Here is a 25,196-nt window from a genome sequence, read left to right on the forward strand (position 1 = left end):
GACAGTGACGAAGGTATTCGGGAGTGGGTTTACTGTATCGGCGTCCGGATTCCGATTCGGTGCCAACGCATGCCATTCAAAGGCGGTTCTGAGCTTTCGGACGTATACGACGACGCGCTCGAAGAGGGCTTTGGCCTGGTCGCGAGCAACATCGCGGAGCCGAACACGATGATGGGGTTGATGGAAGGGGCCTCGCGGGTCGAGTCCGACCTCCTGGTGCAGATGGCCAGCGGCGCCTGCACATTTGCCGGGAACGGCGACCCCATCGCGGGGCTACGGGCGATGGCCAACTACATCGACCTCATCGCCGAGCAGTACGACATTGGCGTGTTCCTCAACATGGACCACCAGACGGACCTGGCGACCATCGAGAAGCAGGTGGAGCTCGACATCCCGTCTTCGATTATGATCGACGCCTCCCACGAGCCCTTCGAGGAGAACGTCGAGAGGAGTCGCGAGGTCGTCGAGCTGACCGAGCAGGCCGACGGCGACATCCTGGTCGAGGCCGAGCTTGGGCAGATCAAGGGCGCCGAGGACGAGATCGAATCCGAGGACGCCTTCTATACCGCCCCAGAACAGGCTGTCGAGTTCGTCGACCGAACCGGCTGTGACCTGCTGGCGATCTCCGTCGGCACCCAGCACGGCGTCGCCAAGGGGAAGGACCTCGAACTGCGCCCGGACCTCGCACGGGACATCCGCGAGGCGCTGACCGACCACGGGCTCGACACGCCGCTGGTGCTGCATGGCTCCTCCGGCGTCCAGCCCGACCAGCTCCGACAGATGCTCCAGCACGGTATCTGCAAGATGAACAAGGACACTCGCTACCAGTACGAACACACCCGCACCGCGTTCGATCTCTACAACGAGGCCCCGACCGACATCATCCCGCCGGAGGGTGTCGACGACGACCGCGACACCTTCTTCAACGGCGTCGACTGGTCGCCCGACAAGGACCGCTTCGACCCGCGCGTCGCAGACCGACAGATCAGAGAACGCATCGCCGAGGTCCACGCGGACCTCGCCGAGGTCGCCGGTAGCGCCGGGCAGAGCCGTTACGTCTGAACGGGCAGCGGGTCTCGTCGCCCCGGGGCGGTTCCAGAGACAGACTCACACCGTTACTTCTCGCAGTTCGCCTTCTGAAGTGGGTCCGCCGCAGACCCGACGGTAACGTACGCACAATCGGCCACCGAGTCCGTACTGTGACGCACGCAGTAGTCGTTCGTCCAGGAAAAACGGTCACTGGCTCTATCGGGCGAGTCTGACGGCCGTCGACACCGCATCGATCATGCTCTGTTCGGAGGCGACCCCCTCACCGGCGATGTCGAACGCGGTGCCGTGGTCGACGCTCGTCCGGACGATCGGGAGACCGATGGTGACGTTGACGCCGCTCACTGCGTCGCCGTCGCCGGTGAAGCCGAGCATCTTGATCGGGATGTGGCCCTGATCGTGATACATGGAGACGACGCAGTCGAACTCGCCCGACGCGGCCCGAACGTAGACCGTGTCCGGGGGGAGGGGACCGGTCACGTCGACGCCGGTCTCGGCGACGCGGTCGATCGCCGGTTCGATGATCTCAGCTTCCTCGTCACCGAGGAGGCCGCCGTCGCTCGCGTGCGGGTTCAACCCCGCGACGGCGACGGACGGCTCGTCGATGCCGAGGTCGCGGAGCGCCTCGTCCGTCACGGCGATCGTCGACGCGACGTCGTCGACCGCGAGATCGCAGGCCTCACGCAACGGAACGTGCGTGCTGACGTGTGTCACTGTCAGGTCGTCCTCGATCAGCATCATCGAGTAGTCGTCGGTGTCGGTGTAGTCTGCGAGCATCCCGGTGTGGCCCGCGTACTCGCTCCCCGCCATCCGGGTCGCCTGTTTGTTGATCGGGGCGGTGGCTATCGCGTCGATCTCGCCGGCCTGTGCCAGTTCGATCGCCCGCTCGACGTATTCGAGGCTCGCTTCGCCGTTCGCTTGCGAGAGTTCGCCGTACTCGTGATCGGAGACGTTGTCGAGGTCGATCACCGGGAGCACTCCGGGGTCGGCAGCCGCCTCGTCCGGCGAGTCGACGCGACGGACAGTCAGGCTGGACGCGAACCGAGCGACCGCGTCCTCGAGGACCGACGCGTCGCCGATGACGACCACGGTCGCCGTCTCGGCGAGGTGCGGGTGCGATTTGACGATGACTTCGCTACCGATGCCCGCGGGGTCACCCATGGTGACGCCGACAGTAGGGGCTCGTTCACTCATCACGCAAACCCAGACGAGCGAGGGACTTAATGATTGCCTGCCGGTCTCCGAACCCGCCAGCCTTCGTGACGACCGCGGTTCCGTCGGCGACGCCCCCCTCGACGGTCGCGAGGGGGATGCCCGGCGCGACGCCGTCGCCGGCCATCCGGAGCGCCGTCGCGTCGAGGGCCTCGAGGAGCGCCCGAGCGGTCTCCCCTCCGGTCACGAAGAGGTTCGACGCCCGGCCGTCGCCGACGACCGTCGCGGCGCCGTGCGCAAGCGCGTCCGTCACACGACGCCGGACGGTTGACCCGTCGACGCCCGCTCGCTCACCGGCCGCCATCGCCCGTTCGACGTCGCTGGGAGCGTCGGCGCTGTGGAGTAGCACACCGCCGTGTTCGTCGACGGCAGCGGTGCCACGAGCCGCCAGGTCGGCCCCCGCGGTGGATGGGTCGGAGACCGCCGTCTCGAGGTTGAGCCGTCGCCGCCGGTCGTCCGACACCGCTTCGATCTGTTCGAGCGTCTCCGGTGCGACGCTGCCCGAGACGCCCACGACCGGCCGGGTCGAGTCGACGTCGATTCCCGCTCCAGACGGCGTTCCAGGGACGCCGACGTAGCGTGCGAGCCCGCCGCTTCCGACGTACAGACACCGCTCGTCGAGTTCGTCGGCCGCGGTGGCGATAGTCGCGAGGTGACTGTCCGTGACGGCGTCGCAGGTGACGACGACCGGGCCGGCTGTCGATGACAGCGACGCCAGGGCCTCACGCACAGCGGCGGTGCCGCGCGCGACGGTCCCCACGCCGAGGTGCTCGACGGGATAGTCACTCGACGCGAAGACCTCCGGGAGCGAGTCGTGCGTCGGCGGGCGCTCGTCGTCCTGACCGGGTGGTGACTCGGTTACCGGCTGGCCGTCGACGAGGTGAAGCCCGTTCGCCGTCACCCGCCCGTTGCCCGGAAACGCCGGTGCGACGACGACGAGCGCGGGGTCGACGGCGTGCGTCGCGGCGTCCACCTCGACGCGGACGTTCCCGCGAAGGGTCGAATCGATCTTTTTGAACACGACCGATCCATCGGCGTGTCCGAGGGCCGATCGAACGCGCTCGGCGGCGATAGCAGGGTCTGCGTAGCGTGAGTCGGTGTTGTACACGGTGACGTCCCCCCGTGGCTCCGCGTCGGTCTGTGTGGAGAGGACGACGCGTGTGTCGTACTCGCGCGCCGCGAACTCGTGGCCCGCGTCACAACTCCCGGTCAGATCGTCTGCGACGACCAGACAGCGGGTCATCGGTTCCCCTCCCGCCGTCTCTCGCGGGACTGACGCTGGGCTGGCCTGTGGCAGTCCATGGTTCGTCTGGGGACGGGCTCCGTAAAGAAACATTCGCACGGTCACCGACACACGGGTGAGAGGGGCAACACATAAGTTTCGGATGTATAATACTATGATATCCATGGAGTTCGAGTTTCCAGAGCGCGAGCGGTTAGAGGCGGCCACCGACGCCGAACTGTCCGATCTGCCGCGCGCCTACCGTGTCAGTTGCGAGCGGGAGCAGCCGACCGTTCAGGATGTCACGGCGGCCTCGGTCGACGCGGTGAACGACGTCCCCGAACTCGACGACCTCGAACCGGGGAGCACTGTCGGAATCACCGCCGGAAGCAGAGGTATCGACGTCCTCCCGGATGTGCTCGAAGCCGTCGTTTCGGAACTGCAGTCCCGTGGCCTCGAGCCGTTCGTCTTCCCGGCGATGGGCAGCCACGGCGGCGCGACTCCCGAGGGCCAGCGCGAGACGCTCGCGACGCTCGGTATCACTCCCGACCGACTGGGCTGTGAGATTCGCTCCTCGCTCGCCGTCGAGCAGGTGGGAACCGATTCGACCGGAAGGCCGGTCTACGCGGCCGACGACGCGCTCGATGCCGACGCCGTCCTGCTCGTCAACCGGGTCAAACTGCACACCGACTTCCAGGGCGACGTCGAGAGCGGGCTCTGTAAGATGGCCGTCGTCGGACTGGGCAAACAGCGCGGGGCCGACAACATGCACAACGCCGCCCTCGACCGGGGATTTCACGAGGTCATCCCGGAGTGGGCGGGGATCCTCGTCGAGGAGACGCCGATCGTCGGCGGTGTGGGCATCATCGAGAACGCCGCCGAGGAGGCCGCCGAAATTCACGGTCTTCCTGCGACGGACCTCGTGGATGGGGAACCGGAGCTACTGGAGCGCTCGAAGGACTTCTTCCCCCAACTCCCGGTCGACGACCTCGACCTGCTCGTCGTCGACGCGATGGGCAAGGAGATCAGTGGGACCGGACTCGACACCAACGTCATCGGCCGGGTTCGGTTCCACAATCAGGCGGAGGTCGACGAGCCCTCCATCACTCGAATTTACGTCCGGTCGCTAACGCCGGCCTCCCACGGAAACGCCCTCGGGATGGGGCTCGCAGATCTCGTTCACCAGGACCTCGCGGCGGCCGTCGACTTCGAGGACACGTACGTCAACATCGTGACCAGCGGCGAGACGAACCGGGCGAAACTGCCCTTCGTCGTCCCGAGCGACGCGACGGCGTTCGTGCTCTCGGCGTCGATGACCGGCGTCGCCAGCGCGAGCGACCTCCGCATCGCCCGCATCGAGAGCACGATGGAACCCGGGGAGCTGTGGGTGTCCGAACCGGTCGCCGCGGAACTCGTCGACCGGGACGACGTCACCGTCCACGGAGACGAACCGTGGCAGTTCGACGAGCACGGCGACCTCGCCATGTCCTGGGAGTGAGGCCACACCGTCTTCGGCATCAGTGAATTACCGCGTAGTTCGGTGTGCTACTCGAACTGCGCGCCGTACGTAGTGACAGCCGAGACGACGTCCTCGTAGGACGGTGTCTCCCCCGTTCGGACGAACTCGCGAGCGAGCGCGTTGCCCAGCGCGACCGCGGCTGCTTCCGGCAGGCCCTCGACGAGGCCGAGTGACAGCCCTGCGTTGAAATGGTCGCCGGCGCTGGTGGTCAACTCCGGCGACTCGACCGGAGCGACGCGGACGCTCGTCGTTCCGTCGTCGCTTACGACGACGGACTCGGTCACGCTGTGCCCGACGAACCGATCGACGGCGAGGGAGTCGAACGCGACGCGGGCGTCCGCGACGAGTTCGTCACTGGTGTGTGCACCGAGGACGGCCGCGAGTTCCTTCGTCTCGTACCGGTTCGCCGACACGGTCACGTCGACCTCGTCGGCGAGGCGGCGCGTCGCCGCAACGATCGATTCCAGTATCTCGGGGTCGAGTTCCCGGATGTTGGCCGGGTCGAGCAGGACGCGCTCCGGTGGGTCGGTCAGTTTCGGAAAGACCGTCTCGCGGAGGCCATCGAGGATTCCCGCCATTCCGGGCATCACCGCCCAGTAACCGATGCCGAGCAGCTTCGCCCCATCGAGTTCGTCGACGAGCGTTTCAATTCCGACCCGTGACCGGATGGTCTCCCAGTCCAGTGTCGCGGCGCCACCGTTCTCCATCAGCATGAGCTTCCCGTCGTCGAATTCGATCGCGTCGGTGATTCCCGGATCACCCAGCGAATACAGAGTGCAGGCTTCGAACTCCTGTTCGAAGATATCGCGCACCGGATCTCCGCACATTCCGACGAGCGTCGGATCGAAGCCGAGCGTCTGGTACGCGCGCGAGAGATGGCTGACGTGCCCACCAGTCCGCTGGCCCTGGCGCTCCCAGGAGATAGAAAGCGAGCTATCGGCGGCCGCCGACGTCACGATCTCCTCGCCGAACTCGCGCAGTGTCGTGATGCGGTCGCTGTCTGCCGCGCCGGCGTTCGTCCCCGCTTGCCGGACGTTGTCGACGAACCCGTCGAAGCCGAACACCACGTTTCCACCGCTCGGCGCGGATGGAAGGTTCTCTCGGCACGCCGCCGCCGCCGCCCGCGTCTGGGCATCTGGATAGCTAGTTGCCATTCGCCTCACGACCCGAGGCCGCTACCGTTCGTCTTCGAAGCGAGCCGGAGACAGTTTCATCGGCTCTGGATGGTGCCGATGCATCTGGCGGGAACTCGGTGGCGTGGACGCGTCGACCAGTTTCATCTGACCGTCGGAGTGGCCGTTGACTGATCTCTACGCCTGTCGTGTCGAGTCCAGTCGGTACGCGCGGATCTGCTGACGAACCCATACACAGCGTTACATCGGGGGGTGTATAAAAAATTCGGGCACAGTGTCCCCGTGACGCTATCGAGCGTCGAGCCGCCAGCTATCGATCGGGACCTGTCCGCCGTCGACGCGGAGTTCGTGGCCGTTGACGTAGTCGCTCGCCGGAGCGGCCAGGAAGGCGACGGCCTGTGCCACGTCTTCGGGTTCCGCGAATCGTCCCAGCGGGTTGTTGTCGAGGATCTGTTCGGTGACGGCGTCGCTGAATCCCTCGACCATCCTCGTGTTCGCCCAGCCCGGCGCAACGGCGTTGACGCGGACGCCCTCCCGGCCGAGTTCGAGCGCGAGACTCTTCGTGAGTCCGAGCAGGCTGTACTTCCCGACGTCGTACGCCGGCGACATGCCGACGCCGTTCTTCGTGTGGATCGAGGTGAAGTTCACGATCTTGCCGTAGCCCGCCTCGACCATGCCGTCGACGACGGCTCGCGTGCAGTTCAGCGCCCCGTGGAGGTGGACGTCGAGGTTCAGGTCGAAGGTGTCGTCGTACTGTTCGTCGAGGAAGGGACCAGCGTCACCGACACCCGCGTTGTTCACGAGGATGTCGATCCGACCGAGTTCCTCGGTCGCGGTTTCGACCATCGCTTCGACGGCGGACTCGTCGCTCACGTCCGCGGGCAGTCCGACGGCGTCCACGCCGAGGTCGGCGATTTCCGCCGCCGTCTCGTCGGCGACCTCCTCGTCGACGTCGTTGACGACGACAGCTGCGCCGTTGTCCGCGAGTTCCTTCGCAGTCGCTTTGCCCATGCCTCTGCCCGCACCAGTGACGAGCGCAGTCTTCCCTGTGAGATCGAGTTGCATACGTGAGTCGGTTCTGTACCGTACCTGATAAGTATTCGGGGCTGGCCGGTCGGTACGGCCACCCGCTGTCGTGGCCGTGGGAACTCGACGCGTCAGTGCTGCATTCTGTATCAGACATGGCATTTTTATCACTCTTATAGAGAGTGTTCGAGTTCGAATAACCCAGATTCGGCTATATTAGACCAATATAGTCAAATATTGACTCAGATGAAGATATTTATCGGCGCTGTTTTACTAAATGTGAATGGAATGAGTCCATATATACACGGCACGTGAAATGAGTCATGTATTTGATTTCCGGTCGACGGTTTCGATGAAGCCCATTGGAATGCCACAAGACGGTCCCAGATGGTGCCTGCAGAAACCCGCTCAGTCGTCGTCCGCCGTCCCTGCCAGGGTCCCGTCGACGAGACGCACGAAGCGGTCGACGAGGCGGTCGGCCAGCGAGGGCGTGACCTCGCCGAGCAGTCGCCGCGTCTCCTCCGGGCGAGTCAGCGAGACGACGACCGTCCCGCGCGCGCCGTAGGACTTCTCCAGTACGCCCGCCTCGCCGAGCGACGAGACGTGCCACGCGACCGTGCTGCGGGCAACGTCGAGACGCTCGGCGAGGTCACCGGCGGGCAGCGAGCCCGATTCGAGGAGGTGAAGCAGGACCGCGCGGGCGGTCTCCCGGCGGGCGAACGCGAGGACGCGGCGCTCCCAGGGGTCGTAGCCCTCGCCGTAGTAGTGGGTCTTACCCCGGACTTCCTCGGCGACCACGTCGCCGCCGCGTCGGAGCTTCCGGAGGTGGTACTGCGCCTGCCCGGTCGCGATGTCGAGGTCTCGCGCCAGCGCGTTGAAGTGAACGCCCGGATTGGCCTCGACGTGGGCGCGCACCTGCTCTCTGACCGTAGACATATAGTTCTGGGCGAACCTAGCCTGACGACACTAAACACGCTGTCGATAGTTCCCAGCGGCCGGGAATTCGCTCACATGCTGCCGACCAGTTCACGACTGATCGACTCGGCCGCCAGCGTCTCGCCGCCGTACTCCTCGGCGAAGGCCTCGGCGTCGGCCTCGTCGCCGAACGGGACGAGCGCCGGACCCATCGCGCCCTCTACGTCGGAGTTCGCGACGACGGTCAGACCGTCGCTGGACGCGAACGCCGCCACGTCGAGGTGTCGCGAGATGACGGTCGCGCCGCCGTCGGTTCGCACTTCGTAGTCGACGGCGCTGTAGTCGGTGAGGTAGGTCACGTCGGGGGTCCACCCCGACTGCTCGTTCGCGAACCGGTGTCGGTAGGTGCAGGATGCGCTGCAAAAGCGTGCCGGCGGGTCGTGGCCGTCTACCGAGTTCTCGCGATAGTAGGTCTGGCCGGTCGGCCCAGGGTGCTGGCCGATGACCATGCCGCACTGGTCGCAGGACTCGTCGCCGGAGAGAGCGACGGGGTCGGCCGTCTCTTCGGTGCCCTGGCACCCGGCGAGCGCAGCCGTCGCAGTCGCGCCAGCGACGCCGGCGAGCACGCGCCTGCGCGTCACCGCGTCGTCGTTCGCTGTCATAGACGAAACTTCGCCCAGCCGCCCCATAGCGTTCTTGGTGCGCCCGTCGAAACGCCGGTCAGTCCGCTGTCTGAGGAACGTCGACCGCGTAGATGGCACCGAGGACGAGCAACGCGATCAGGAAGTCGAAGCCGTGTTCCGTGAGGTGATGGACCGGCATCGGGACGGTGCCGAGGACGGTGCCGATGCCGACGACCGACCGGACGACGAGCAGACCGATCGCCGTCGACAACAGGAGATACGGACGCGTCCGACGGCGGAAGGCACCGGCCGCGGCCACCAGAAAGAGCGACAGCGTCCCGAGCGTCGCGAGCGCGATGACGGCGAGCAACAGCGCTGCCGTTCGCGGGCCGAACCAGTCGCCGGCGACTTCGATCATCTCTCACTCGCCCGTTCGCAGTCGGGGGACGAATCGGTTTCGGCGAACGGACGGTACCGGTGGAAAGACCGACGAACGCGTCCTCCGAGACAGAACGACCCCTGGGCTGTCGGACAGACACGGTTCGGCTCTCGAATAGAGGGTCCTTAGCCGAACACGCCGTGGTTCCCACGACCGATCCGGCGAGTGCCAGCAGATCACCTTTGCCCGGACTCCACATGGATGAGTACATGGGAACCGAAAATTCCGCAGACGCGAGTGGCGACACGGGAGACAGTCGCGAACATGGCGTGGAGCTCGGGTCACTCGCCGACGAGTTAGCGGGGCACGACTACCCGACGACCACCGACGAACTCCTCGACGAGTACGGCGCTGCCGAGATTGAACTGACGGGCGACACCCGCACGTTCCGGGAGGTGCTCGGGGAGATGGGGAACGAGAGGCAGGAGTACGAGTCGGCCCAAGACGTCCGCCAGATGATCTACAACATGGTCGGCGAGGACGCAGTCGGTCGGAAGGGGTACAGTGATCGGGGCGGTATCGCCGGCGAAAACACCGACGAAACCGTCTGAGTCGACCGCCGTCCGCGTCAGTCGACGGACGACTCGTCAGGCGATCGTCGTCGGGGACCCGCCGAGAAAGGCGTCGCCGAGGCGAACCAGACGGGAGACGACGGGCACGGTATCGAGGTGGACGACTGGCCACCAGACGTCGACTGCGGGGAGGTGTCGGCGCACGAGGCGACAGTCGAGGTCGCGTTCCCGAGGAATCCACGCTGGACCGACGAGCGAGACTGGCAGACGCAAGCAGACGAGCCAAGCGGCCACGGCTCCCATTCCCGATGTGGAATCACAGAACGATCAGTCGAATCCGTGGGACACGCTCTCCGTGTGGTCGACGGTGCTCGACGCACTGTTCGCGTTCGTCACCAAGCGCTACCGGCGGGGCGTGATCCTGCTCGCCGCTGCGGCGCTCTCGTACCGCGTGCCGAAGTTCGGTCTCCTCGTGTCGACCGCGCTACGCGGCCACCAGTACCTCTCTGGCTCCCAGTCGAACTGAGCGGGCACGTGCTCACGGCCAGCAGAAACCATCCGCGCAGTCGGATCGCCGTCAGTCCACCGCCGCGCTGTTCGGCGACGGTGGGAGTGGGAGACCGCGACCGGGCTGTCCCATTCGACGTGACGGGCGACGCGGCAGTTATCTCCCGTCTCTTCGAGAACCCACAGGTGCGTCGATAAGTTGGCGGCCGCCTGTTCGAGAGCCGTATCGGTAGCATCGGTGTGACCTGGTTGGACCGACGTTCGCTGAACTATATTACGGTCAGACGCCACTACTTCGTGTGAAGAGATGATCGATGTCGTGGGTGAGTACCCGACGGCGTCGTAATCGGACACGCAACACGCGACCGCTGTCCAGCCGAACCGCCGGTCACCATGGCGCGTTCGGGGAGAGCGACGACGGCGACAGCCATGACACAGCCACCAATCGTTCCAGAGACCGCGAGAATCGGCCGGACTGCACTGCTCGTGACCGACCTCGACGAGATGGTCGAGTTCTACCGGACGGTCGTCGGGTTCTCGGTCCTGACCCGTTCGGAGTCGGCAGCGACGCTCGGCGCGGGCGGGACGCCGCTGCTCGAACTGACCACCGACGAGACGCCGACGCCGCGAGACCCGGCGCAGGCGGGGCTGTTTCACACCGCGTTTCTCGTGCCCTCGCGCACCGCCCTCGGTGCGGCCGTCGAGCGCGTTCGGGACCGGGGCCAACTGGACGGAGCATCCGACCACTTCGTGAGCGAGGCGGTCTACCTCAGGGACCCGGAGGGCAACGGGATCGAGATATACACCGACCGACCGCGAGACGAGTGGCCGCGGACGGACGACGGCGGTATCGACATCGGCACCGTCCCGCTGGACCTCGACGCGATCGTCGACCAGTCCGACGGGGCCGACGCAGTCCCGGCGGAGACGACTGTCGGCCACGTTCACCTCGAAGTGACGGACATCGACGCGGCACGAGCGTTCTACGTCGACACGCTCGGCCTCAGCTTGCAGACGGCCGCCCCGTCGGCGCTGTTCGTCGCCGCGGGCGACTACCACCATCATCTCGGGCTCAACAATTGGAACCGTCGGTCCCAGCCCGCCGGTGGCCGTGGTCTGGCGTGGTTCGAGTGGCTGGTCCCCGACGAGGACACGCTAGCGGCCGTCCGCCGCCGACTCACAGACGCCGACGTGTCGTATCGCGACGCCGACGACGGGATCGAAATATCCGACCCCGACGGCATCGGAATCCGGTTCCGCGTCGCGTAGTGTACCGGCTAAACGACCGCTGGAAGCACACGTTTGTCCACGGGGCTGGTAAAGCTGGGTCCCTGTCGAGTCTGTCCCCGAATGCGGCTAAGTGAGACAGCAATTACGAGAGGGCGAAGTGTCTCTCGGAGGTCCCGTCGTCACTCGACTCGTTGCCACGAGGGCATCGTCTCGAACGATTCGATGGCCGCCCGAAGCTCCGTGCAGATGGCTCCGTAGAACTGTTCTCGGCCCACTGGGGTCCGCGTTCGGATGACGGCGGTTTCGCTGGTGACCTTGGTGACAGATACCTCCCACCGTCGGTCCGCGTGCGTCCACGTACCGAGGGCCGTCGACTCCTCGTCGTCGACGATGCGCGTTCCCAGCTCCCAGCTCAGTCGAGACAGGTACGAGAGCTCGAACGGGACGACGTCGGGGAGACCGGCAGCGCGGCCGGCATCGCCCTGGGCGCTATGGACTGCCATGCCAAGGGAATCGCCATCGTTCAGTAAAAATATGTCCATTTCCCGCCGGAGCGGGACTGCACCGCGCACGTCGTCGTATTCAGGCGAATTATTGCATGGCGCAGCCAGGCGCTACGGACCGAGACGGATGGACGCACCGGGTTCGGGCCGATTGCTGACGACCGACCGGCGACCCGTCGCCGTCCCCAACGGTCAACCCAGATGTGTTACGGGCCTTTTCCTTGGGAATCTAAACCCCCGCTACCGTCCCGTCAGCGAGGGCGTCGGAGTGTCTCTGCAGATTTCACGCGGTTCTGGCCCTGAACCGTCGCGGCGAAGGCCACCGCGCTCGGCAATCGCGTTCGTGGACCGATTCGGGGCTGCGCTCTAAATTCGCCCCCGCAGGACGGATTTGGAAACCAAGGAAAGATGGGGAGACAAAGTTCAATTCGCTAGTCACAATCCGGTTAGGGACGGAGCCCCTCGTTCAGAACACATGGAGCGCAAAGAGTACGCGATCCTGGCTGTCATCGCAGCCGCGACGGTCGGTATCGGCGTGGTCACCACGACGAAACCACTGCCGACGTTCTTCGCCGAGAGCACTCGGCAGTTCGTGACGACGACGGCGGCGATGGCGTGGATCACGTGGTGGGCGCTCGTGATCGGGTTCGCCATCGCCGGCGGCGTCGAGGCGTGGACCTCGGACGAGAAGGTCTCGGAGCTGCTGGAGGGACACGGTGCCCGGGAGATCGGGTACGGGTCGCTGTTCGGCTTCATCTCCTCGTCGTGTTCCTACAGCGCCATCGCCACCGCGAAGAACCTCTTCAAGAAGGGCGGGTCCGCCGCCGCGACGCTCGGGGCGTTCATGTTCGCCTCCACGAACCTCGTTATCGAGATCGGAGCCGTCATCTGGATCCTGCTCGGCTGGCAGTTCCTGCTCGCCGACGTGGTCGGCGGGTTCATGCTCATCGGCATGATGGCCTTTGGCTTCGTCTATCTCACGCCCCAGGAGGTCATCGAAGAAGCCAGAGACAACATTCAGGACGAGGGCGACCGGACCGCCAGAGACCCCGTCTGCGGGATGGAGGTCGACCCCGACGAGACAGACTACTCCGTCGAGCACGACGGCCGGACGTACTACTTCTGTTCGGAGTCGTGCGAGGAGAGCTTCGACCCCGAGGCGGCCGACACCACGATCCTCGAGCAGGCCACGTCCCTCTCGGGGTGGAAGGCGCTGGCCGACAAGCAGTGGAAGGAATGGGGGATGCTGTGGGACGAGATCGCTATCGGCTTCATCTTCGCCGGCCTCATCGCCGGCTTCATCCCCGAACAGGTCTGGACGAGCGTGTTCTCGGGCGCGACGTTCGGCCTGCCGGTGTACGTCTTCTGGACCGCGGTGCTGGGCACCGTCATCGGCGTCGCCACGTTCGTCTGCTCGGTCGGGAACGTCCCGTTCGGCGCGGTGTTGTTCTCGAACGGCCTGCCCTTCGGTTCCGTCCTGAGCTACATCTACGCGGACCTCATCGTCCCCCCGATCATGGACGCCTACCGCGAGTACTACGGGACGAAGTTCGCCGCCATCCTCTCGGCGATGATCTTCGTCGCCGCCGTCGTCACCGGGTTCGTCATCCACTTCGTCTTCCTGGGACTCGGCCTCATCCCCGACCCGGAGAGCGTCCAGATCGCCGAGGTCCAGATCGAGATGAACTACAAGCTGGTGCTGAACGTGCTCGCGACCGGCTTCTTCCTGTTCCTCTACTGGCTCCACCGCACGGAGTCCGTCGGCGAGAGCGGACCGGGCGGACACGCGCAGGCGGCCGACTGAGTGGTCGCTGATCCGTAGGGCCGTCGCTCACCGTCGGTCTCGCGGTGCGCTCCGCTCTCTTGGTTTCGATCCGAAAACGATACCCAATCTATTTCTCCGATCCGAAAATACACGCGCTATGAGCTACAGAGTCGACGAGATAGACAAGCGCATCCTGTATCATTTGGCCGCCGACGCGCGGCGCACGTCCGCACCGATGATCGCCGAGGAAGTAGACGTGACGCCGGCCACGATTCGCAACCGTGTCCGGCAACTGGAAGACAACGGCATCATCGAGGGGTATCACGCCGATATCGACTACGAGCGGATCGGCGGGAAGATCACGACGCAGTTCACGTGTACCGCGCCGCTGAGCGACCTCTCGGCACTCGTCTCGGAGGCGACGACGATTCCCGGCGTCGTGAACGTCAGGGAGCTCATGGCCGGCCAGGAGAACGTCGTCGTCACGGCCGTCGGCGAGGACACCGACGACATCAGCCGCATCACGCAGACGCTCTCTGACCTCGGCCTCGTCGTCGAGCGCGAGGACATCGTGCGCGACGAGCAGTTCCACCCGTACCAGCCGTTCAATCCGGAGAATGGCCGCTCGCACACCGCGCTCACCGACTTCCAGTCGCTCGCCGGCGGGGCCGAGGTGCTCGAGTTCACGGTTTCGGCCGACGCCGAAATCACGGGGATGTCCCTGGAGGAAGCCAACCGAGCGGGGCTGTTACCCGACGAAGTGCTCGTCGTCGGTATCGAGCGTGGCGACGACCGCCTCACGCCGAAGGGGGAGACGCGCATCGAGGCGGGCGACGTGGTCTCCATCTTCTGTCGGGAATCGGCTCCCGAGCCGATCAAACGCGCGTTCGCGGCCGAGGGGACGCAATGACCGACGGCCCATCCTAGCGTCGCCGCTACGTGATCGTCGGCTCACTCTGCCTCGCCTCGGTATTTTCGATGCGAAAAAATGGAATCTAGTTTTTGGTGGAGACGTAGATATACTGCATTATCTTAACCGATACGATAATAAAGGGCGTAACGTATTTATTTCCCGCACAGAAACGGGGGGATATGACGACAGAACACAGTCGGTCGGCGTTGGAGCGCCTGCGAGAGTACTACGACCACGAGGAACTGATCTGTCCGGAATGCGGGTACGAGGACGCGGACGGTAGCTGGCAGAGCGAGACGGACGGCGATGTGGTGGAGTACCACCACGAGTGTCCCCAGTGTGGCGCGGTCAGATCGCACACGCTCAACGTACACGAGGACTGACGGTCGCCCCGACCACTGAAGCTCTCGCAGGAACCGATGAATACGATGGTACGGGTCGACTGGCGCGCGAGCGTCAGTCTCGCCGGCAGCGTCGTGAAGTGGCTCACAGTGCCGATGCTGTTCCCCGTCGCGCTCGCGGCGTACTACGGACGAGGGCTCGGAACGTTTCTCGTCAGCATCACGGTCGCGTTCGCGGTCGGTTGGGCGCTCGAACGACTCCACACCGATCCGACGGACGCCCTGGGTGCCCGGGAAGGGTTCCTCATGGTCGCGTTGACGTGGCTGCTCGTCAGCGTGGTCGGAGCCGTCCCGTACCTCGTCGAGGGCTGGACGACCGCCTACGGGGCCGCATCGACGCTCCGGTACCCGGTGAACGCCCTCTTCGAGACGATGAGTGGGTTCACGACGACGGGGTCGACCGTCATGGGAACGATCTCCTTCGACCGCCACTCCCGGGCGCTGCTGATGTGGCGACAGGAGACGCAGTGGCTCGGCGGCATGGGGATCGTCGTCCTGGCCATCGCGATCCTACCGGAGCTCTCTGTCGGGGGTGCGCAGCTGATGGACGCCGAGGCCCCCGGACCGGGAATCGAGAAGCTCACACCGCGGATCGCGGAGACGGCGCGTGCCCTCTGGGGATTGTACGTCGGACTCACCGCCGTCGAGATCGCGGGGCTGTACGTGTTTCACCTCGTGGGGATGGCACCCGAGATGACGCTCTACAACGCCGTCGCACACGGCTTCACGACGATGCCCACCGGCGGGTTCTCGCCGGAGGCGCGCTCGCTCGAAGCGTTCACGGCGGTCGTCCAGTGGTTCGTCATCCCCTTCATGATCGCCGCCGGGATGAACTTCGCGCTGTTCTGGCACCTCTGGAACCGCGACTTCCGAACGGTGCTCGACGACGTGGAGCTCCGGGGCTACCTCGGCGCCATCGGCGTCCTCACGGCGCTGGTGACCGGCCTCCTCTACGCGAGGCCCGGTCTCGCGTCGCTCACGGGCGCGCTCGAACCGTCGCTCAGACACGCCGCCTTCCAGATCGCCTCTATCGTGACAACGACGGGGTACGCGAGCATGGACTTCAACACCTGGGGCAATCACGCGCAGTACGTCCTGCTCTTTGGCATGTTCGTCGGCGGGTCCGCCGGCAGTACCGGCGGCAGCATCAAGGTCGTCAGGTGGGTCGTAATCCTGAAATCGCTCCGCCGGGAGCTGTTCACGACGGTCCACCCGGAGGCCGTACGGCCGGTTCGCCTCGGCGACCAGGTCATCGACGAGACGGCCGTCCGCGGGATACATGCGTTCACCGCGCTCTACATCCTCATCTTCGCCGTCGCGACGCTGGCCGTCGTCGTCATCGGCGTTCCCAGCGGGGACCTGACTCCCTTCGAAGCGACGAGCGCGGTCGCCGCCACGCTGGGCAACGTCGGGCCGGGCGTCGGCCTCGTCGGCCCGATGAACAACTTCCTGCCGTTCCCGCGGAGCACGAAGCTCCTGCTGTTCTTCCTGATGTGGCTCGGGCGACTAGAGATCATCCCCGTACTCGTCTTGCTCACCCGCTCGTACTGGCAGTCCTGAGCACCGACGCCGTCGAACCGAACGGGGCGCTCGACGGGAGCATTCGGAGAAAACGGCGGGACAGCCGGACGTGGCGTGTCCCGGACCGTCTGACGTTCGGAATCCGAACGCTGGGCTCTGGGCCCGGGGGCAATCGATGTGTGGAGCGGCTCGAAGGGGAGCGAAGCGGGGACCAGAACCCATCTAAAGCGTGGCGAGCCAAACGGCAAAAATTTTGTGAAACCGCAAGCCACCAGAGGGATTGCGCGGCCGGGACAATGCCTCGGGCCGTCGTACCCACCGCGTCAGAACCGCGATTTGATTGGGCCAGGTAAGTGTAGAAAACCCACGTGTGTAGCCATTTCTTTCGCCAGTCCTTCGACAGATATCGTGACTTGTCTCTATTGAGTCCCAGATGCCAAATTCCGGTTTTTTCTTGGTAAATGTATCTGCCCCGACTTGCAACTGAACCCAAAATATCCCCTATGGGGACGTGCGACACACGGATTCGATGAATAACGAGGCATACGCCCGGGCGCGAGAGTCGTACACATACCTTTTAGTCGGCCGAACGGCAAGCACAGATACCGAGCAGATGTCGATAGACGAACCCACACCTTCAGCGGCACGTGTCGCATCGCAACTCCGAACGCTCGACCTCGACGGCAAGTCGTGGATCACCGGCGTGGCCATCAACGGGCTAATCGCCGAGGGGAGCGAGCCGTCGGTCCAGACCGCCAGAACGCTCGTCGACACGGCTGTCGCGACCCAGGACGACGACGGCCAGCTGGGCTACGGCCCGAGCTATCCCATCGAGGTGTTCAGTCACGGCCGGGAGTACGAGGCGAGCTGGGACCTGACGGTCAAGAAGTGCATGAACACGAACAACACGACCGCCATCGGCCACGGCGTGCTCAATTTCTACGAGCGGACGGGCGACGAGCGCTACCTCGACGCGGCGCGAAACGAGTACGAGTGGCTCCTCTCCGTCGACCGGACGGAGACAGGCGGAATCCCCCATCACGACCCCGACGTGGCCGGCATCAAGTCACTGTGGATCGACTCGGCGTACATGATGTGTCCCTTCTTCAGCCGGTACGCCGAGGCCGCCGACGACCCGGCGGCCCACGACGAGGCCGTCGAGCAGTACGAGGTCCACGCCGAGCACCTCCGGGACCCGCGGACCGGGCTGTTCCGGCACATCTGGGTCGAGCAGCCGGACCACTACCCGCAGGGGACCTTCTGGGCCCGGGGGAACGGCTGGGCCGCCGCGGCGGCCGTCGAAATTCTCGACCGACTGCCCGACGACCACGCGCGCCGCGACGACCTCGCCGAGCAGTTCAGCGACCACTGCGCGGCACTGCTCCCGCTCCAGGACGGCAGCGGCTTCTGGCACAACCTCGTGGACGACCCGGACACGCCGCTTGAATCCTCCGGGACGCTGATGTTCGCGTACGCGTTCAACCGCGGCATCGACCTGGGACTCCTCGACGAGGCGGACTACGGCGAGGCGGCGGCCGACGCGCTCGACGCCGTGACGCGCGTCGTCGACGACGACGGTAACGTCAATCGCGTCGCCGGCCCCCCCGGCGGACCGGAAGCCCCGCTGACGGTGACGCCGTACGGGCAGGGCTGGTACCTCATGGCCGCCGACAGCGACCGGCGGTGAGGCGTCGGCGGGCGCCGTCGACCGGCGAGGGGCACGTTTTATACGCGGAGGCACCGATGTCACGGGTATGGATGCAAGTGAACAGGAGATAGCGGCGCGAGCGCTGTCGGTCCCGGAAGACACCATCGTCGAGGCCTGCGGCGACCCGCCGCTGCCGGAACTGGGCGTAATCGAGCAGGTCTGGGACACCGACCCGATTCCGTCGGCCGAGGTCGCGGCCCGCGCGGTGCAGGCCGTCGAGTCGCTGTCGTTCGCCGACGTACCCGACGGCGGGGAGGTCGCCCTGGGCGTCGGCAGCCGCGGCATCGCGAACCTCCCGACCATCGTCGGCGGCGTCGTCGAAGCGGTCAGAGACGCCGGCTACGAGCCGTTCGTCTTTCCGGCGATGGGCAGCCACGGCGGCGCGACCGGCGAGGGCCAGCGTGAGATGCTGAACGAACTCGGCGTGACGGAGTCCGCCATCGGCTGTGAGATCCGCTCCAGCATGGACGTCGTCGAGGTTGGGCGGACGCCGGACCGCGACGTGCCGGTCGTTGCCGACGCCAACGCTGTCGACGCCGACGCCATCGTGCCGATCAACCGCGTCAAGCCTCACACGGACTTTGACGGCTCGGTCGAGAGCGGGCTCTCGAAGATGCTCGTCATCGGCATGGGCAAGCAACGCGGCGCGCAGATCGCCCACAAGTGGGCCGTCGACTGGTCGTTCCGGAAGATGATTCCCGAGATCACCGGGCAGTTGCTGGACGAACTACCCGTGGTCGGCGGCGTCGCGCTCGTCGAAGACCAGCGCGACGAGACGACGCTCATCGAAGGCGTCCCGCCGTCGGGCTTTCTCGACCGCGAACGCGAACTGCTGGAGACGGCCTACGACCTGATGCCGAAGCTCCCCTTCGAGGACCTCGACCTCGTGGTCTTCGACCGGCAGGGCAAGGAGATCAGCGGCCAGGGCCTGGACACGAACGTCATCGGCCGCCGCCCGTTCTCCATCAACGAACCGGCCCCCGAGAAACCGAACATCAAGCGCATCTACACCCGCGGATTGACAGAGAAGACACACGGCAACGCCATGGGGATGGGATCGGCCGACATCGTCCACGAGGACGTCGCCGCCGGACTCGACGCCCAGACCTCGCTCATCAACGCGCTCACCGCCAGTACGATCCGCGGCGTGAAGCTCCCGCCAGTGGTCGAGACCGACCGCGCCGGCCTGGTCGCCGCCCTCTCGACCATCGGCGTCGTCGACACCGAGACGGTCCGCGTGCTCCGCGCCGCCGACACGATGCACCTCCAGCGGCTGTACGCCTCGCCGGCGCTGGTCGCGGCAGCGCGTGACCGCGACGACCTCCGTGTCGTCGAAGAACCCTCGCCCATCGAGTTCGACGACGGCCAGTTCGCCGCGCCGTCGCTCCGCGAGTAACCGCCCGGCCGTCTCACTCGGTCGTGCGGTGACGATTTTCCGACGAGAATCGCCGGCACACTCAAAGATTTATAAGGATTGCTAGTGATGTGTTATCCACGGAAACCGACCGCCGCGGGTAGCGGACCGTCTCGGGAGCGCAGCGGGTAGCGACCGAGCCGCGTCTGTGCCCAGCGGCGGCACTCACACAGCCATGACATATCGAGCAGGCGTAATCGGAACGGGCGGAATCGCGGGAATGGGCATCCTCGGCATGCACGACGAGGACGCGATCGGCACGGAGAAGATCGACGCGAGCCACGCCGGCGGCTACGCGAGCACCGACGACATCGAACTCGTCGCGGTGGCCGACGTGGACGAGGAGAAACTGGCGACGTTCGGCAACGCGTGGGACATCCCCGCCGAGCGCCAGTACGTCGGCCACGAGGCGATGCTCGACGCGGAGGACCTGGACGTGGTGTCGGTCTGCACGCCGTCGTTTCTCCACCACGAGCACACCATCGACGCCGCCCGGTCCGCCGCCGATCCGGAGGTCATCTGGTGTGAGAAACCCATCGCCTCGCAGGTCAGCGCCGCCGAGGAGATGGTCGAGGTCTGTGAGGAGACCGACACCGAACTGGTCGTCAACCACTCCTTTCGGTTCACCGACAAGCTCCAGCGCCTCTACGATCTCATCCACGACCGGGACATCCTCGGCGAGGTCAAGTCCGTCAGCACCCAGTACCGCATGGAACTGATGCGTAACTCCACGCACGTGCTGGACACGCTGGTCTACCTACTCGACGCCCGGGCCGCGGAGGTCAGCGGGTACATCAACGGCGAGAACGAGGCCGTCGATTCACTCGACGCCGCCCAGGACGTGGTCGACGCCGGCGGCGGCGGCCACGTCGTGATGGACGACGGTTCGTTCGTCACCGTCGACTGTACGATTCCCCGCGACATCTCCTCGATGACCCTGAACTTCATCGGGACCGAGGGGAAGCTGTACATGAACAACGACGACGGCGAGTGGCGCTACTGGTCGCTCGAAGACGGCGAGCACGTCGAGCAATCGCTGCCGGGCATCGACGGCGCGTGGACGTGGGAAGACGACTACGAGCGGTCGTTCGCGAACGCGGCGACCCACGTCGAGGACCTCCTCAACGGCGAGGAGGAGAACTACTCGCCCGGGACGGAGGCCGCCCGGTCGCTCGAAATCATCGTCGGTTTCTACCTCTCGCACTACACCGGCGCGTCGGTGGACATCCCGCTGGCCCCGCCGCTGCGCGAGATCTCCATCACGTCCTGGTAACGAACCGGGGTTCGGGTTCGACCGCACTCCTTCGTCACCCGTTTTCGCAGCGCGTTCACGCCTGACCAGCGCGATCGCTCCCGGACGAGTGATCGTTCAGAAAACAGCCCGCCGTGTGTTTCGCTCGCTGTTCAGGCTTCGAGCCAGGGCGCGCCGTCGCGCGAGACGAACCGCTCCTCGCGCTCGATGCCGCGAATCGTTTCGATATCTTCGGCATCGAGTTCGAGGTCGAGCGCGCCGAGGTTGTCGCGGATGTGGGCCTCGCCGGTCGCCTTCGGGACGACGCTGACGTTCTCACGCGAGAGGAGCCACGCGAGGCTTACCTGTGACGCGCTGACGCCGTGCTTCTCGGCGATGGCGACGACTTCGGGGATATCGAAGACGTCGCCGCGCGCGAGCGGTGAGTAGGCGACGTGTTGGTAGTCGTGCTCCTGGGCGTGTGCGACCAGTTCGTCCTGCTGGAGCAGCGGATGGGTCTCCGCCTGGTGGGCCACCAGCGGCGCGTCGAGGTGGTCCATCGCCTCGTCCAGCAGTTCCGTGCTGAAGTTACAGACGCCGACGTGGTCGATCAGTCCCCGGTCGCGGACCTCGTCGAAGGCCGGCAGCGTCTCGGCGGCGTCGTAGTTCCCGACCGGCCAGTGGACGTACAGCAGGTCGAGTTTGTCCAGGCCGAGGCGGTCGAGCGTCACTTCGAGGCCTTCGATGACCTCGTCGTGTGCGAGCCCGAACTTCTCCGCGTGGACCTTCGAGCCGACGAAGACGTCCTCGCGGGGCACGTCGGCCCGGGCGATCCCCTCGCCGACGGCTTCTTCGTTGCCGTAGTACTGCGCCGTGTCGATGTGTCTGTAGCCCACTTCCAGGGCGGTTCGGACGCTCTCCGCGCACTCTTCGGGGTCGGTGTTCTGCCACGTGCCGAGACCGATGGCTGGTACGTCGCTCATGTCCACATGCTCACCACCGGGGCGGTTATTTCTTTCGGTTACCGGTGATACGTCACGAGAAATCGCTCTGGTGTCGTGCAGTGAAAACGGTCTGGAAAGCTGAGACGACGGGGCCGAGCGGCGGGTCGGTGGCCGCCCGGCGTTAGACGAGCTGTCGTCGGTCGGTGCTCCGTCGCTCTCGGATCCAGCCCAGCAGCTGGGGCAGGAAGCGGTGGCGAAGATCGAAGTACAGCGACACCGCGCCGTAGATCCAGAGGCCGAACAGTAGCGTCATCGCGACGAGGTACGCCACGCCCGTGAGCGTCGGCATCTCAGGCCTCCCCCTCGACGGTGACGTCGTCGGCCGCGGCGCTGGGGTCGACGAGGCTGTGGACGACCGCGTCGCCCGCGCCGTCGAAGACGTGCACGTCGTCCCGCGAGAACACGACCTCGACCGTGTCGTCCTCGCTGATCGACTTGTCGGGGTCGATGCTCATCAGCAGTTCCGTCGTCTCGCCGTCGGTCTCGGCCAGCAGGTACGCGTAGGTCTGGTCGCCGACGGGCTCCAGCACGTCGACGGACACCGTGACGGGCGTGCTCGGGTGCGCGATGTCGTCGGCGTCGTCGGCGAGGTAGATGTCCTCTGGGCGCACGCCCAGGGTCACCCGGTCGCCGTCCGCGAGCGGCGTGCCGGTCGTGTCGTACGCGACGCTGAAGTCGCCCACGTCGAGGGCGTCTCCGGCCACCTCGCCGTCAAAGAGATTCATCGAGGGGCTCCCGATGAACTGCGCGACGAAGGTGTTGACCGGGCGGTTGTAACACTCCAGTGGCGGCGAGCACTGCTGGAGTCGGCCGTCGTTGATGATGGCGATGCGGTCGGACATCGTCATCGCCTCTTCCTGGTCGTGAGTGACGTACACCGAGGTGATGCCCAGTTCCTTCTGGAGGCGCTGAATCTCGGTCCGCATCGCGACGCGGAGCTTGGCGTCCAGATTGGCCAGCGGCTCGTCCATCAGGAACACGTCCGGCTCGCGCACGATGGCGCGGGCGATGCCGACGCGCTGTTGCTGGCCGCCCGAGAGCTCGTCGGGACTGCGGTCGAGCATCCCTTCGAGCTGGACGATTTCGACGGCGTTCTCGACCCGGCGGTCGATCTCCTCTTTGTCGAAGTTCCGCAGCCGCAGCCCGAAACTGATGTTCTCGTAGACGGTCATGTGCGGGAACAGCGCGATGTTCTGGAACACCATCGCGATGTTGCGGTCTTTCGGCGGCTTGGTGGTCACGTCCCTGCCGGCGATCTCGATCGTGCCGCTCGTGGGCGTCGTCAGCCCGGAGATGGTCTCCAGGGTGGTCGACTTCCCACAGCCGGATGGCCCGACCAGCGTGACGAACTCCCCGTCCTCGATGGTCAGGTCCATCCCTTCGACGGCGACGACGTCTTCGTACTCTTTGCGAACGTCCGTGAGGTTGACTTCTCCCATTGTGTTACTCCTTGAGGCCGCCCGCGGTCAGGCCGCGGACGATGTGTTCTTGCGCGAGGATGACGAGCACGGCGATCGGGATGATTCCGATGAGGCTCGCGGCCGCCATCATGTTGTACATCTGCGTGTGTTGCTGCTGGAAGTTCAGTATCCCGTACACCAGGACGGCCCAGTTCTCCGGGGAGCCGTCGGTCATGATGAACGAGAAGAAGAACTCCCGGTAGACGCCGATGAAGACGATGATCGCGGCGGTCACGACGCCGGGTGCCGACAGCGGCATGATGACCCGGAACAGCGCGCCCAGCCGCGTGGTTCCCTCCACCCTGGCGGCGTCCTCCAGCCCGTCCGGAATCTGGCTGTAGAACGTCGTCAGGATGAAGATAGTGATTGGCAGGCTGAGCATCGTAAAGGGGAACACCATCCCCCAGGGCGTGTTGTAGAGGTCCGGCGTCGGCGTCCCGAGGATGCTCAGCGAGCCGGTCAGTAGCTCGAACAGGGGGATGAGGAACGCGATGCCCGGGAAGTACGAGATGATCAGCAGCAGCAACAGCAGCGGTCCCTTCCCGGGGAAGTCCACCCGCCCGAAGGCGTAGCCCGCGAGGCTCCCGAGCGTGATGCAGACGATCACCGTGACCGTCGCGATCAGGATGCTGTTGAAGATGTAGTGGTGCAGCGGGTACTCCTGGACCACGGTGAGGAACACGCCGACGTTGAAGTTGTCCGGCACGATCCCCATCTGGTAGAGCTGGTTATCCGGCGTCACTGCGAGCACCAGCAGCCAGTAGAACGGGAACAGGGTGATCATGATGAACGATACCAGGCCGACCCAGAACCCCAGCCGGTACACGTCGGTGGAGTTGTGGATGGCGTACTTGACGATGCGGCCGGTCAGGCCGCTGTATTGCTGTTCGCTCATGACGCATCGGCCTCCCGGAACCGCACGACGTACACCATGATTATCACGCCGATGACGACGGCGGTGAGGAACGCGATGGCGGACGCGGTGGCCCAGCGCTGCTGTCTGAAGGTCTGGACGACCAGACAGGTCAGCGTGGGAACGGTGCTACAGCCTGCCGACGCCTCGACGATGCCGTAGATCTTCATCGAACTGATCGTGTAGAAGATCATCCCGATGAACAGCACCGGCTTGATCTGTGGCAGGGTGATCAGGCGGAACTGCTGCCACTTCGTCGCGCCCGCGACCTCCGCCACGTCGTAGAGGTTCTGGTCGATGCTCGCGATGCCGGCCATGATGATCAGCGCGATGAACGGGATCTTCCGCCAGATATCGACGAGGATGACGATGATCGTCGAGTCCTGGCTGCTTATCAGCGGATTGGAGCTGAAGATTCCGAGGTTCGCCAGCGGTTCGACGAACGGGCTCAGCGACGGCTGGAACAGCAGGAAGAACATCATCCCCTGGATGACGATGGGGATCGACCACGGGAGGATGACGATGGTCCGCGCGTAGCGCCTCCCTCTGAACTCCTTATTGAGGATGATGGCCATTCCGAGACCCAGGACCGTCCCGATCAAGACGCTCACGCCCGTGATGAGCAGGGTGACGATGAGCGCGCTGGAAAACGGCGCTTGCAGGTCGAAGAAGGGCGAGGTCAGGATGGCGTTGGCGTCGCCGCTGAGTATCTGGACGTAGTTCTCCAGGCCGACGAACTCGCCGATGGGGTGGACTCCGGTCAAGTCGTCGTCCTGTAACGAGAAGTAGAACGTCCTGACCAGCGGGTAAAACGCCAGCACCCCGAGAACGAGGAACACGGGCGCGACGAGCAGGTACCCGTACTTGTCCTCGTCCAACTGCTCGATCTTGAGGAAGACCGGTGAGACCGCCTGCTGGACTTTCTGTCTCATCGTGTTAGTGTACGGCGTCGCCCAGTGGCTTGTAGATTTCGGCGGA

General features: G+C 65.4%; 26 protein-coding genes. 12 read left to right on the top strand and 14 right to left on the bottom strand.

Annotated features, from left to right (window positions below; genetic code table 11):
* Positions 1 to 69: 69 nt before the first annotated feature.
* Positions 70 to 1,062, top strand: a complete 993-nt coding sequence (gene fba, locus ACOZ4I_RS18110; protein WP_424005319.1) for a class II fructose-bisphosphate aldolase — start codon at positions 70 to 72, stop codon at positions 1,060 to 1,062.
* Between the two features lie 183 nt (positions 1,063 to 1,245).
* Here fba and pdxA read toward each other — a convergent pair whose 3' ends face one another.
* The gene (gene pdxA, locus ACOZ4I_RS18115; protein WP_424005320.1) at positions 1,246 to 2,241 is read right to left on the bottom strand and encodes a 4-hydroxythreonine-4-phosphate dehydrogenase PdxA; all 996 of its coding nucleotides are present in this window, start codon (positions 2,239 to 2,241) and stop codon (positions 1,246 to 1,248) included.
* Positions 2,234 to 3,502, bottom strand: a complete 1,269-nt coding sequence (locus ACOZ4I_RS18120) for a four-carbon acid sugar kinase family protein (RefSeq protein ID WP_424005322.1) — start codon at positions 3,500 to 3,502, stop codon at positions 2,234 to 2,236. Before ACOZ4I_RS18120 ends, pdxA begins: the two co-directional genes overlap by 8 nt.
* A gap of 163 nt (positions 3,503 to 3,665) precedes the next feature.
* On the opposite strand from ACOZ4I_RS18120, the gene ACOZ4I_RS18125 reads away from it, so the two are divergent.
* Positions 3,666 to 4,979: a DUF362 domain-containing protein gene (locus tag ACOZ4I_RS18125; RefSeq protein ID WP_424005324.1), complete on the top strand. Its 1,314-nt coding sequence runs from the start codon at positions 3,666 to 3,668 to the stop codon at positions 4,977 to 4,979.
* A 47-nt stretch (positions 4,980 to 5,026) separates the two neighbouring features.
* Here ACOZ4I_RS18125 and ACOZ4I_RS18130 read toward each other — a convergent pair whose 3' ends face one another.
* From ACOZ4I_RS18130 to ACOZ4I_RS18150, 5 genes are all read right to left on the bottom strand, one after another.
* Positions 5,027 to 6,154, bottom strand: coding sequence for a PfkB family carbohydrate kinase (locus ACOZ4I_RS18130; protein ID WP_424005326.1), 1,128 nt, complete (start codon positions 6,152 to 6,154; stop codon positions 5,027 to 5,029).
* A gap of 267 nt (positions 6,155 to 6,421) precedes the next feature.
* On the bottom strand, positions 6,422 to 7,198 hold the full coding sequence (locus ACOZ4I_RS18135) for an SDR family NAD(P)-dependent oxidoreductase (protein WP_424005328.1): 777 nt from the start codon (positions 7,196 to 7,198) through the stop codon (positions 6,422 to 6,424).
* A gap of 369 nt (positions 7,199 to 7,567) precedes the next feature.
* Positions 7,568 to 8,095 carry a winged helix-turn-helix transcriptional regulator gene (locus tag ACOZ4I_RS18140; protein ID WP_424005330.1) on the bottom strand — a complete coding sequence of 176 codons (528 nt, stop codon included), beginning with the start codon at positions 8,093 to 8,095 and terminating at the stop codon, positions 7,568 to 7,570.
* 71 nt (positions 8,096 to 8,166) lie between these two features.
* Positions 8,167 to 8,736, bottom strand: coding sequence for a nitrous oxide reductase accessory protein NosL (locus ACOZ4I_RS18145; RefSeq protein ID WP_424005332.1), 570 nt, complete (start codon positions 8,734 to 8,736; stop codon positions 8,167 to 8,169).
* 58 nt (positions 8,737 to 8,794) lie between these two features.
* Positions 8,795 to 9,115, bottom strand: a complete 321-nt coding sequence (locus tag ACOZ4I_RS18150; protein WP_424005333.1) for a DUF7471 family protein — start codon at positions 9,113 to 9,115, stop codon at positions 8,795 to 8,797.
* A gap of 230 nt (positions 9,116 to 9,345) precedes the next feature.
* On the opposite strand from ACOZ4I_RS18150, the gene ACOZ4I_RS18155 reads away from it, so the two are divergent.
* Positions 9,346 to 9,687, top strand: coding sequence for a DUF5789 family protein (locus tag ACOZ4I_RS18155; protein ID WP_424005335.1), 342 nt, complete (start codon positions 9,346 to 9,348; stop codon positions 9,685 to 9,687).
* Positions 9,688 to 9,723: 36 nt separating this feature from the next.
* Here ACOZ4I_RS18155 and ACOZ4I_RS18160 read toward each other — a convergent pair whose 3' ends face one another.
* A complete protein-coding gene (locus tag ACOZ4I_RS18160; RefSeq protein ID WP_424005336.1) occupies positions 9,724 to 9,942 on the bottom strand; it encodes a hypothetical protein in 219 nt (72 codons plus the stop codon).
* Between the two features lie 16 nt (positions 9,943 to 9,958).
* Between ACOZ4I_RS18160 and ACOZ4I_RS18165 the strand changes: the two genes are divergently transcribed.
* A complete protein-coding gene (locus ACOZ4I_RS18165; protein WP_424005337.1) occupies positions 9,959 to 10,174 on the top strand; it encodes a hypothetical protein in 216 nt (71 codons plus the stop codon).
* Positions 10,175 to 10,584: 410 nt separating this feature from the next.
* Positions 10,585 to 11,424 (top strand): VOC family protein, encoded by an 840-nt coding sequence (locus ACOZ4I_RS18170; protein WP_424005338.1) that lies wholly within the window; start codon positions 10,585 to 10,587, stop codon positions 11,422 to 11,424.
* Positions 11,425 to 11,564: 140 nt separating this feature from the next.
* On the opposite strand, the gene ACOZ4I_RS18175 is transcribed toward ACOZ4I_RS18170, so the two are convergent.
* Positions 11,565 to 11,888: a hypothetical protein gene (locus ACOZ4I_RS18175; RefSeq protein WP_424005339.1), complete on the bottom strand. Its 324-nt coding sequence runs from the start codon at positions 11,886 to 11,888 to the stop codon at positions 11,565 to 11,567.
* 475 nt (positions 11,889 to 12,363) lie between these two features.
* Between ACOZ4I_RS18175 and ACOZ4I_RS18180 the strand changes: the two genes are divergently transcribed.
* From ACOZ4I_RS18180 to ACOZ4I_RS18210, 7 genes are all read left to right on the top strand, one after another.
* Positions 12,364 to 13,692, top strand: a complete 1,329-nt coding sequence (locus tag ACOZ4I_RS18180) for a permease (RefSeq protein WP_424005341.1) — start codon at positions 12,364 to 12,366, stop codon at positions 13,690 to 13,692.
* Between the two features lie 118 nt (positions 13,693 to 13,810).
* On the top strand, positions 13,811 to 14,563 hold the full coding sequence (locus ACOZ4I_RS18185) for a winged helix-turn-helix transcriptional regulator (protein WP_424005342.1): 753 nt from the start codon (positions 13,811 to 13,813) through the stop codon (positions 14,561 to 14,563).
* A gap of 182 nt (positions 14,564 to 14,745) precedes the next feature.
* Positions 14,746 to 14,949, top strand: coding sequence for an HVO_0649 family zinc finger protein (locus tag ACOZ4I_RS18190; RefSeq protein WP_424005343.1), 204 nt, complete (start codon positions 14,746 to 14,748; stop codon positions 14,947 to 14,949).
* Between the two features lie 36 nt (positions 14,950 to 14,985).
* A complete protein-coding gene (locus ACOZ4I_RS18195; protein WP_424005345.1) occupies positions 14,986 to 16,527 on the top strand; it encodes a TrkH family potassium uptake protein in 1,542 nt (513 codons plus the stop codon).
* A gap of 574 nt (positions 16,528 to 17,101) precedes the next feature.
* Positions 17,102 to 18,175, top strand: a complete 1,074-nt coding sequence (locus ACOZ4I_RS18200) for a glycoside hydrolase family 88/105 protein (RefSeq protein ID WP_424005347.1) — start codon at positions 17,102 to 17,104, stop codon at positions 18,173 to 18,175.
* 67 nt (positions 18,176 to 18,242) lie between these two features.
* A complete protein-coding gene (locus ACOZ4I_RS18205) occupies positions 18,243 to 19,592 on the top strand; it encodes a DUF362 domain-containing protein (protein WP_424005349.1) in 1,350 nt (449 codons plus the stop codon).
* Between the two features lie 193 nt (positions 19,593 to 19,785).
* Positions 19,786 to 20,883 carry a Gfo/Idh/MocA family protein gene (locus ACOZ4I_RS18210; RefSeq protein ID WP_424005351.1) on the top strand — a complete coding sequence of 366 codons (1,098 nt, stop codon included), beginning with the start codon at positions 19,786 to 19,788 and terminating at the stop codon, positions 20,881 to 20,883.
* Positions 20,884 to 21,014: 131 nt separating this feature from the next.
* Here the strand turns inward: ACOZ4I_RS18210 and ACOZ4I_RS18215 are convergent, their stop codons facing one another.
* The 5 genes from ACOZ4I_RS18215 to ACOZ4I_RS18235 form a co-directional block, all read right to left on the bottom strand.
* Positions 21,015 to 21,824 carry an aldo/keto reductase gene (locus ACOZ4I_RS18215; RefSeq protein ID WP_424005352.1) on the bottom strand — a complete coding sequence of 270 codons (810 nt, stop codon included), beginning with the start codon at positions 21,822 to 21,824 and terminating at the stop codon, positions 21,015 to 21,017.
* Positions 21,825 to 21,966: 142 nt separating this feature from the next.
* Positions 21,967 to 22,134, bottom strand: coding sequence for a hypothetical protein (locus ACOZ4I_RS18220; protein ID WP_424005353.1), 168 nt, complete (start codon positions 22,132 to 22,134; stop codon positions 21,967 to 21,969).
* Position 22,135: 1 nt separating this feature from the next.
* Positions 22,136 to 23,284 (bottom strand): ABC transporter ATP-binding protein, encoded by a 1,149-nt coding sequence (locus ACOZ4I_RS18225; RefSeq protein ID WP_424005355.1) that lies wholly within the window; start codon positions 23,282 to 23,284, stop codon positions 22,136 to 22,138.
* Positions 23,285 to 23,288: 4 nt separating this feature from the next.
* On the bottom strand, positions 23,289 to 24,200 hold the full coding sequence (locus tag ACOZ4I_RS18230; protein WP_424005357.1) for a carbohydrate ABC transporter permease: 912 nt from the start codon (positions 24,198 to 24,200) through the stop codon (positions 23,289 to 23,291).
* The gene (locus ACOZ4I_RS18235) at positions 24,197 to 25,150 is read right to left on the bottom strand and encodes a carbohydrate ABC transporter permease (RefSeq protein WP_424005359.1); all 954 of its coding nucleotides are present in this window, start codon (positions 25,148 to 25,150) and stop codon (positions 24,197 to 24,199) included. The genes ACOZ4I_RS18230 and ACOZ4I_RS18235 overlap by 4 nt, the downstream gene beginning before the upstream one ends.
* Positions 25,151 to 25,196 lie beyond the last annotated feature (46 nt).

Source organism: Haloarcula salina, from assembly GCF_049603855.1.
In the GTDB taxonomy this organism is placed as follows: Archaea; Halobacteriota; Halobacteria; order Halobacteriales; family Haloarculaceae; genus Haloarcula; species Haloarcula salina_A.

Coding starts and splice junctions, on each gene's coding strand:
- ACOZ4I_RS18200 (WP_424005347.1), top strand. CDS start 17,102: ATGTCGATAGACGAACCCACACCTTCAGCGGCACGTGTCGCATCGCAA.
- ACOZ4I_RS18190 (WP_424005343.1), top strand. CDS start 14,746: ATGACGACAGAACACAGTCGGTCGGCGTTGGAGCGCCTGCGAGAGTAC.
- ACOZ4I_RS18170 (WP_424005338.1), top strand. CDS start 10,585: ATGACACAGCCACCAATCGTTCCAGAGACCGCGAGAATCGGCCGGACT.
- ACOZ4I_RS18135 (WP_424005328.1), bottom strand. CDS start 7,198: ATGCAACTCGATCTCACAGGGAAGACTGCGCTCGTCACTGGTGCGGGC.
- ACOZ4I_RS18230 (WP_424005357.1), bottom strand. CDS start 24,200: ATGAGCGAACAGCAATACAGCGGCCTGACCGGCCGCATCGTCAAGTAC.
- ACOZ4I_RS18130 (WP_424005326.1), bottom strand. CDS start 6,154: ATGGCAACTAGCTATCCAGATGCCCAGACGCGGGCGGCGGCGGCGGCG.
- ACOZ4I_RS18140 (WP_424005330.1), bottom strand. CDS start 8,095: ATGTCTACGGTCAGAGAGCAGGTGCGCGCCCACGTCGAGGCCAATCCG.
- ACOZ4I_RS18235 (WP_424005359.1), bottom strand. CDS start 25,150: ATGAGACAGAAAGTCCAGCAGGCGGTCTCACCGGTCTTCCTCAAGATC.
- ACOZ4I_RS18195 (WP_424005345.1), top strand. CDS start 14,986: ATGAATACGATGGTACGGGTCGACTGGCGCGCGAGCGTCAGTCTCGCC.
- fba (WP_424005319.1), top strand. CDS start 70: ATGCCATTCAAAGGCGGTTCTGAGCTTTCGGACGTATACGACGACGCG.
- ACOZ4I_RS18145 (WP_424005332.1), bottom strand. CDS start 8,736: ATGACAGCGAACGACGACGCGGTGACGCGCAGGCGCGTGCTCGCCGGC.
- ACOZ4I_RS18175 (WP_424005339.1), bottom strand. CDS start 11,888: ATGGCAGTCCATAGCGCCCAGGGCGATGCCGGCCGCGCTGCCGGTCTC.
- ACOZ4I_RS18210 (WP_424005351.1), top strand. CDS start 19,786: ATGACATATCGAGCAGGCGTAATCGGAACGGGCGGAATCGCGGGAATG.
- pdxA (WP_424005320.1), bottom strand. CDS start 2,241: ATGAGTGAACGAGCCCCTACTGTCGGCGTCACCATGGGTGACCCCGCG.
- ACOZ4I_RS18220 (WP_424005353.1), bottom strand. CDS start 22,134: ATGCCGACGCTCACGGGCGTGGCGTACCTCGTCGCGATGACGCTACTG.
- ACOZ4I_RS18215 (WP_424005352.1), bottom strand. CDS start 21,824: ATGAGCGACGTACCAGCCATCGGTCTCGGCACGTGGCAGAACACCGAC.
- ACOZ4I_RS18205 (WP_424005349.1), top strand. CDS start 18,243: ATGGATGCAAGTGAACAGGAGATAGCGGCGCGAGCGCTGTCGGTCCCG.
- ACOZ4I_RS18225 (WP_424005355.1), bottom strand. CDS start 23,284: ATGGGAGAAGTCAACCTCACGGACGTTCGCAAAGAGTACGAAGACGTC.
- ACOZ4I_RS18180 (WP_424005341.1), top strand. CDS start 12,364: ATGGAGCGCAAAGAGTACGCGATCCTGGCTGTCATCGCAGCCGCGACG.
- ACOZ4I_RS18185 (WP_424005342.1), top strand. CDS start 13,811: ATGAGCTACAGAGTCGACGAGATAGACAAGCGCATCCTGTATCATTTG.
- ACOZ4I_RS18125 (WP_424005324.1), top strand. CDS start 3,666: ATGGAGTTCGAGTTTCCAGAGCGCGAGCGGTTAGAGGCGGCCACCGAC.
- ACOZ4I_RS18155 (WP_424005335.1), top strand. CDS start 9,346: ATGGGAACCGAAAATTCCGCAGACGCGAGTGGCGACACGGGAGACAGT.
- ACOZ4I_RS18150 (WP_424005333.1), bottom strand. CDS start 9,115: ATGATCGAAGTCGCCGGCGACTGGTTCGGCCCGCGAACGGCAGCGCTG.
- ACOZ4I_RS18120 (WP_424005322.1), bottom strand. CDS start 3,502: ATGACCCGCTGTCTGGTCGTCGCAGACGATCTGACCGGGAGTTGTGAC.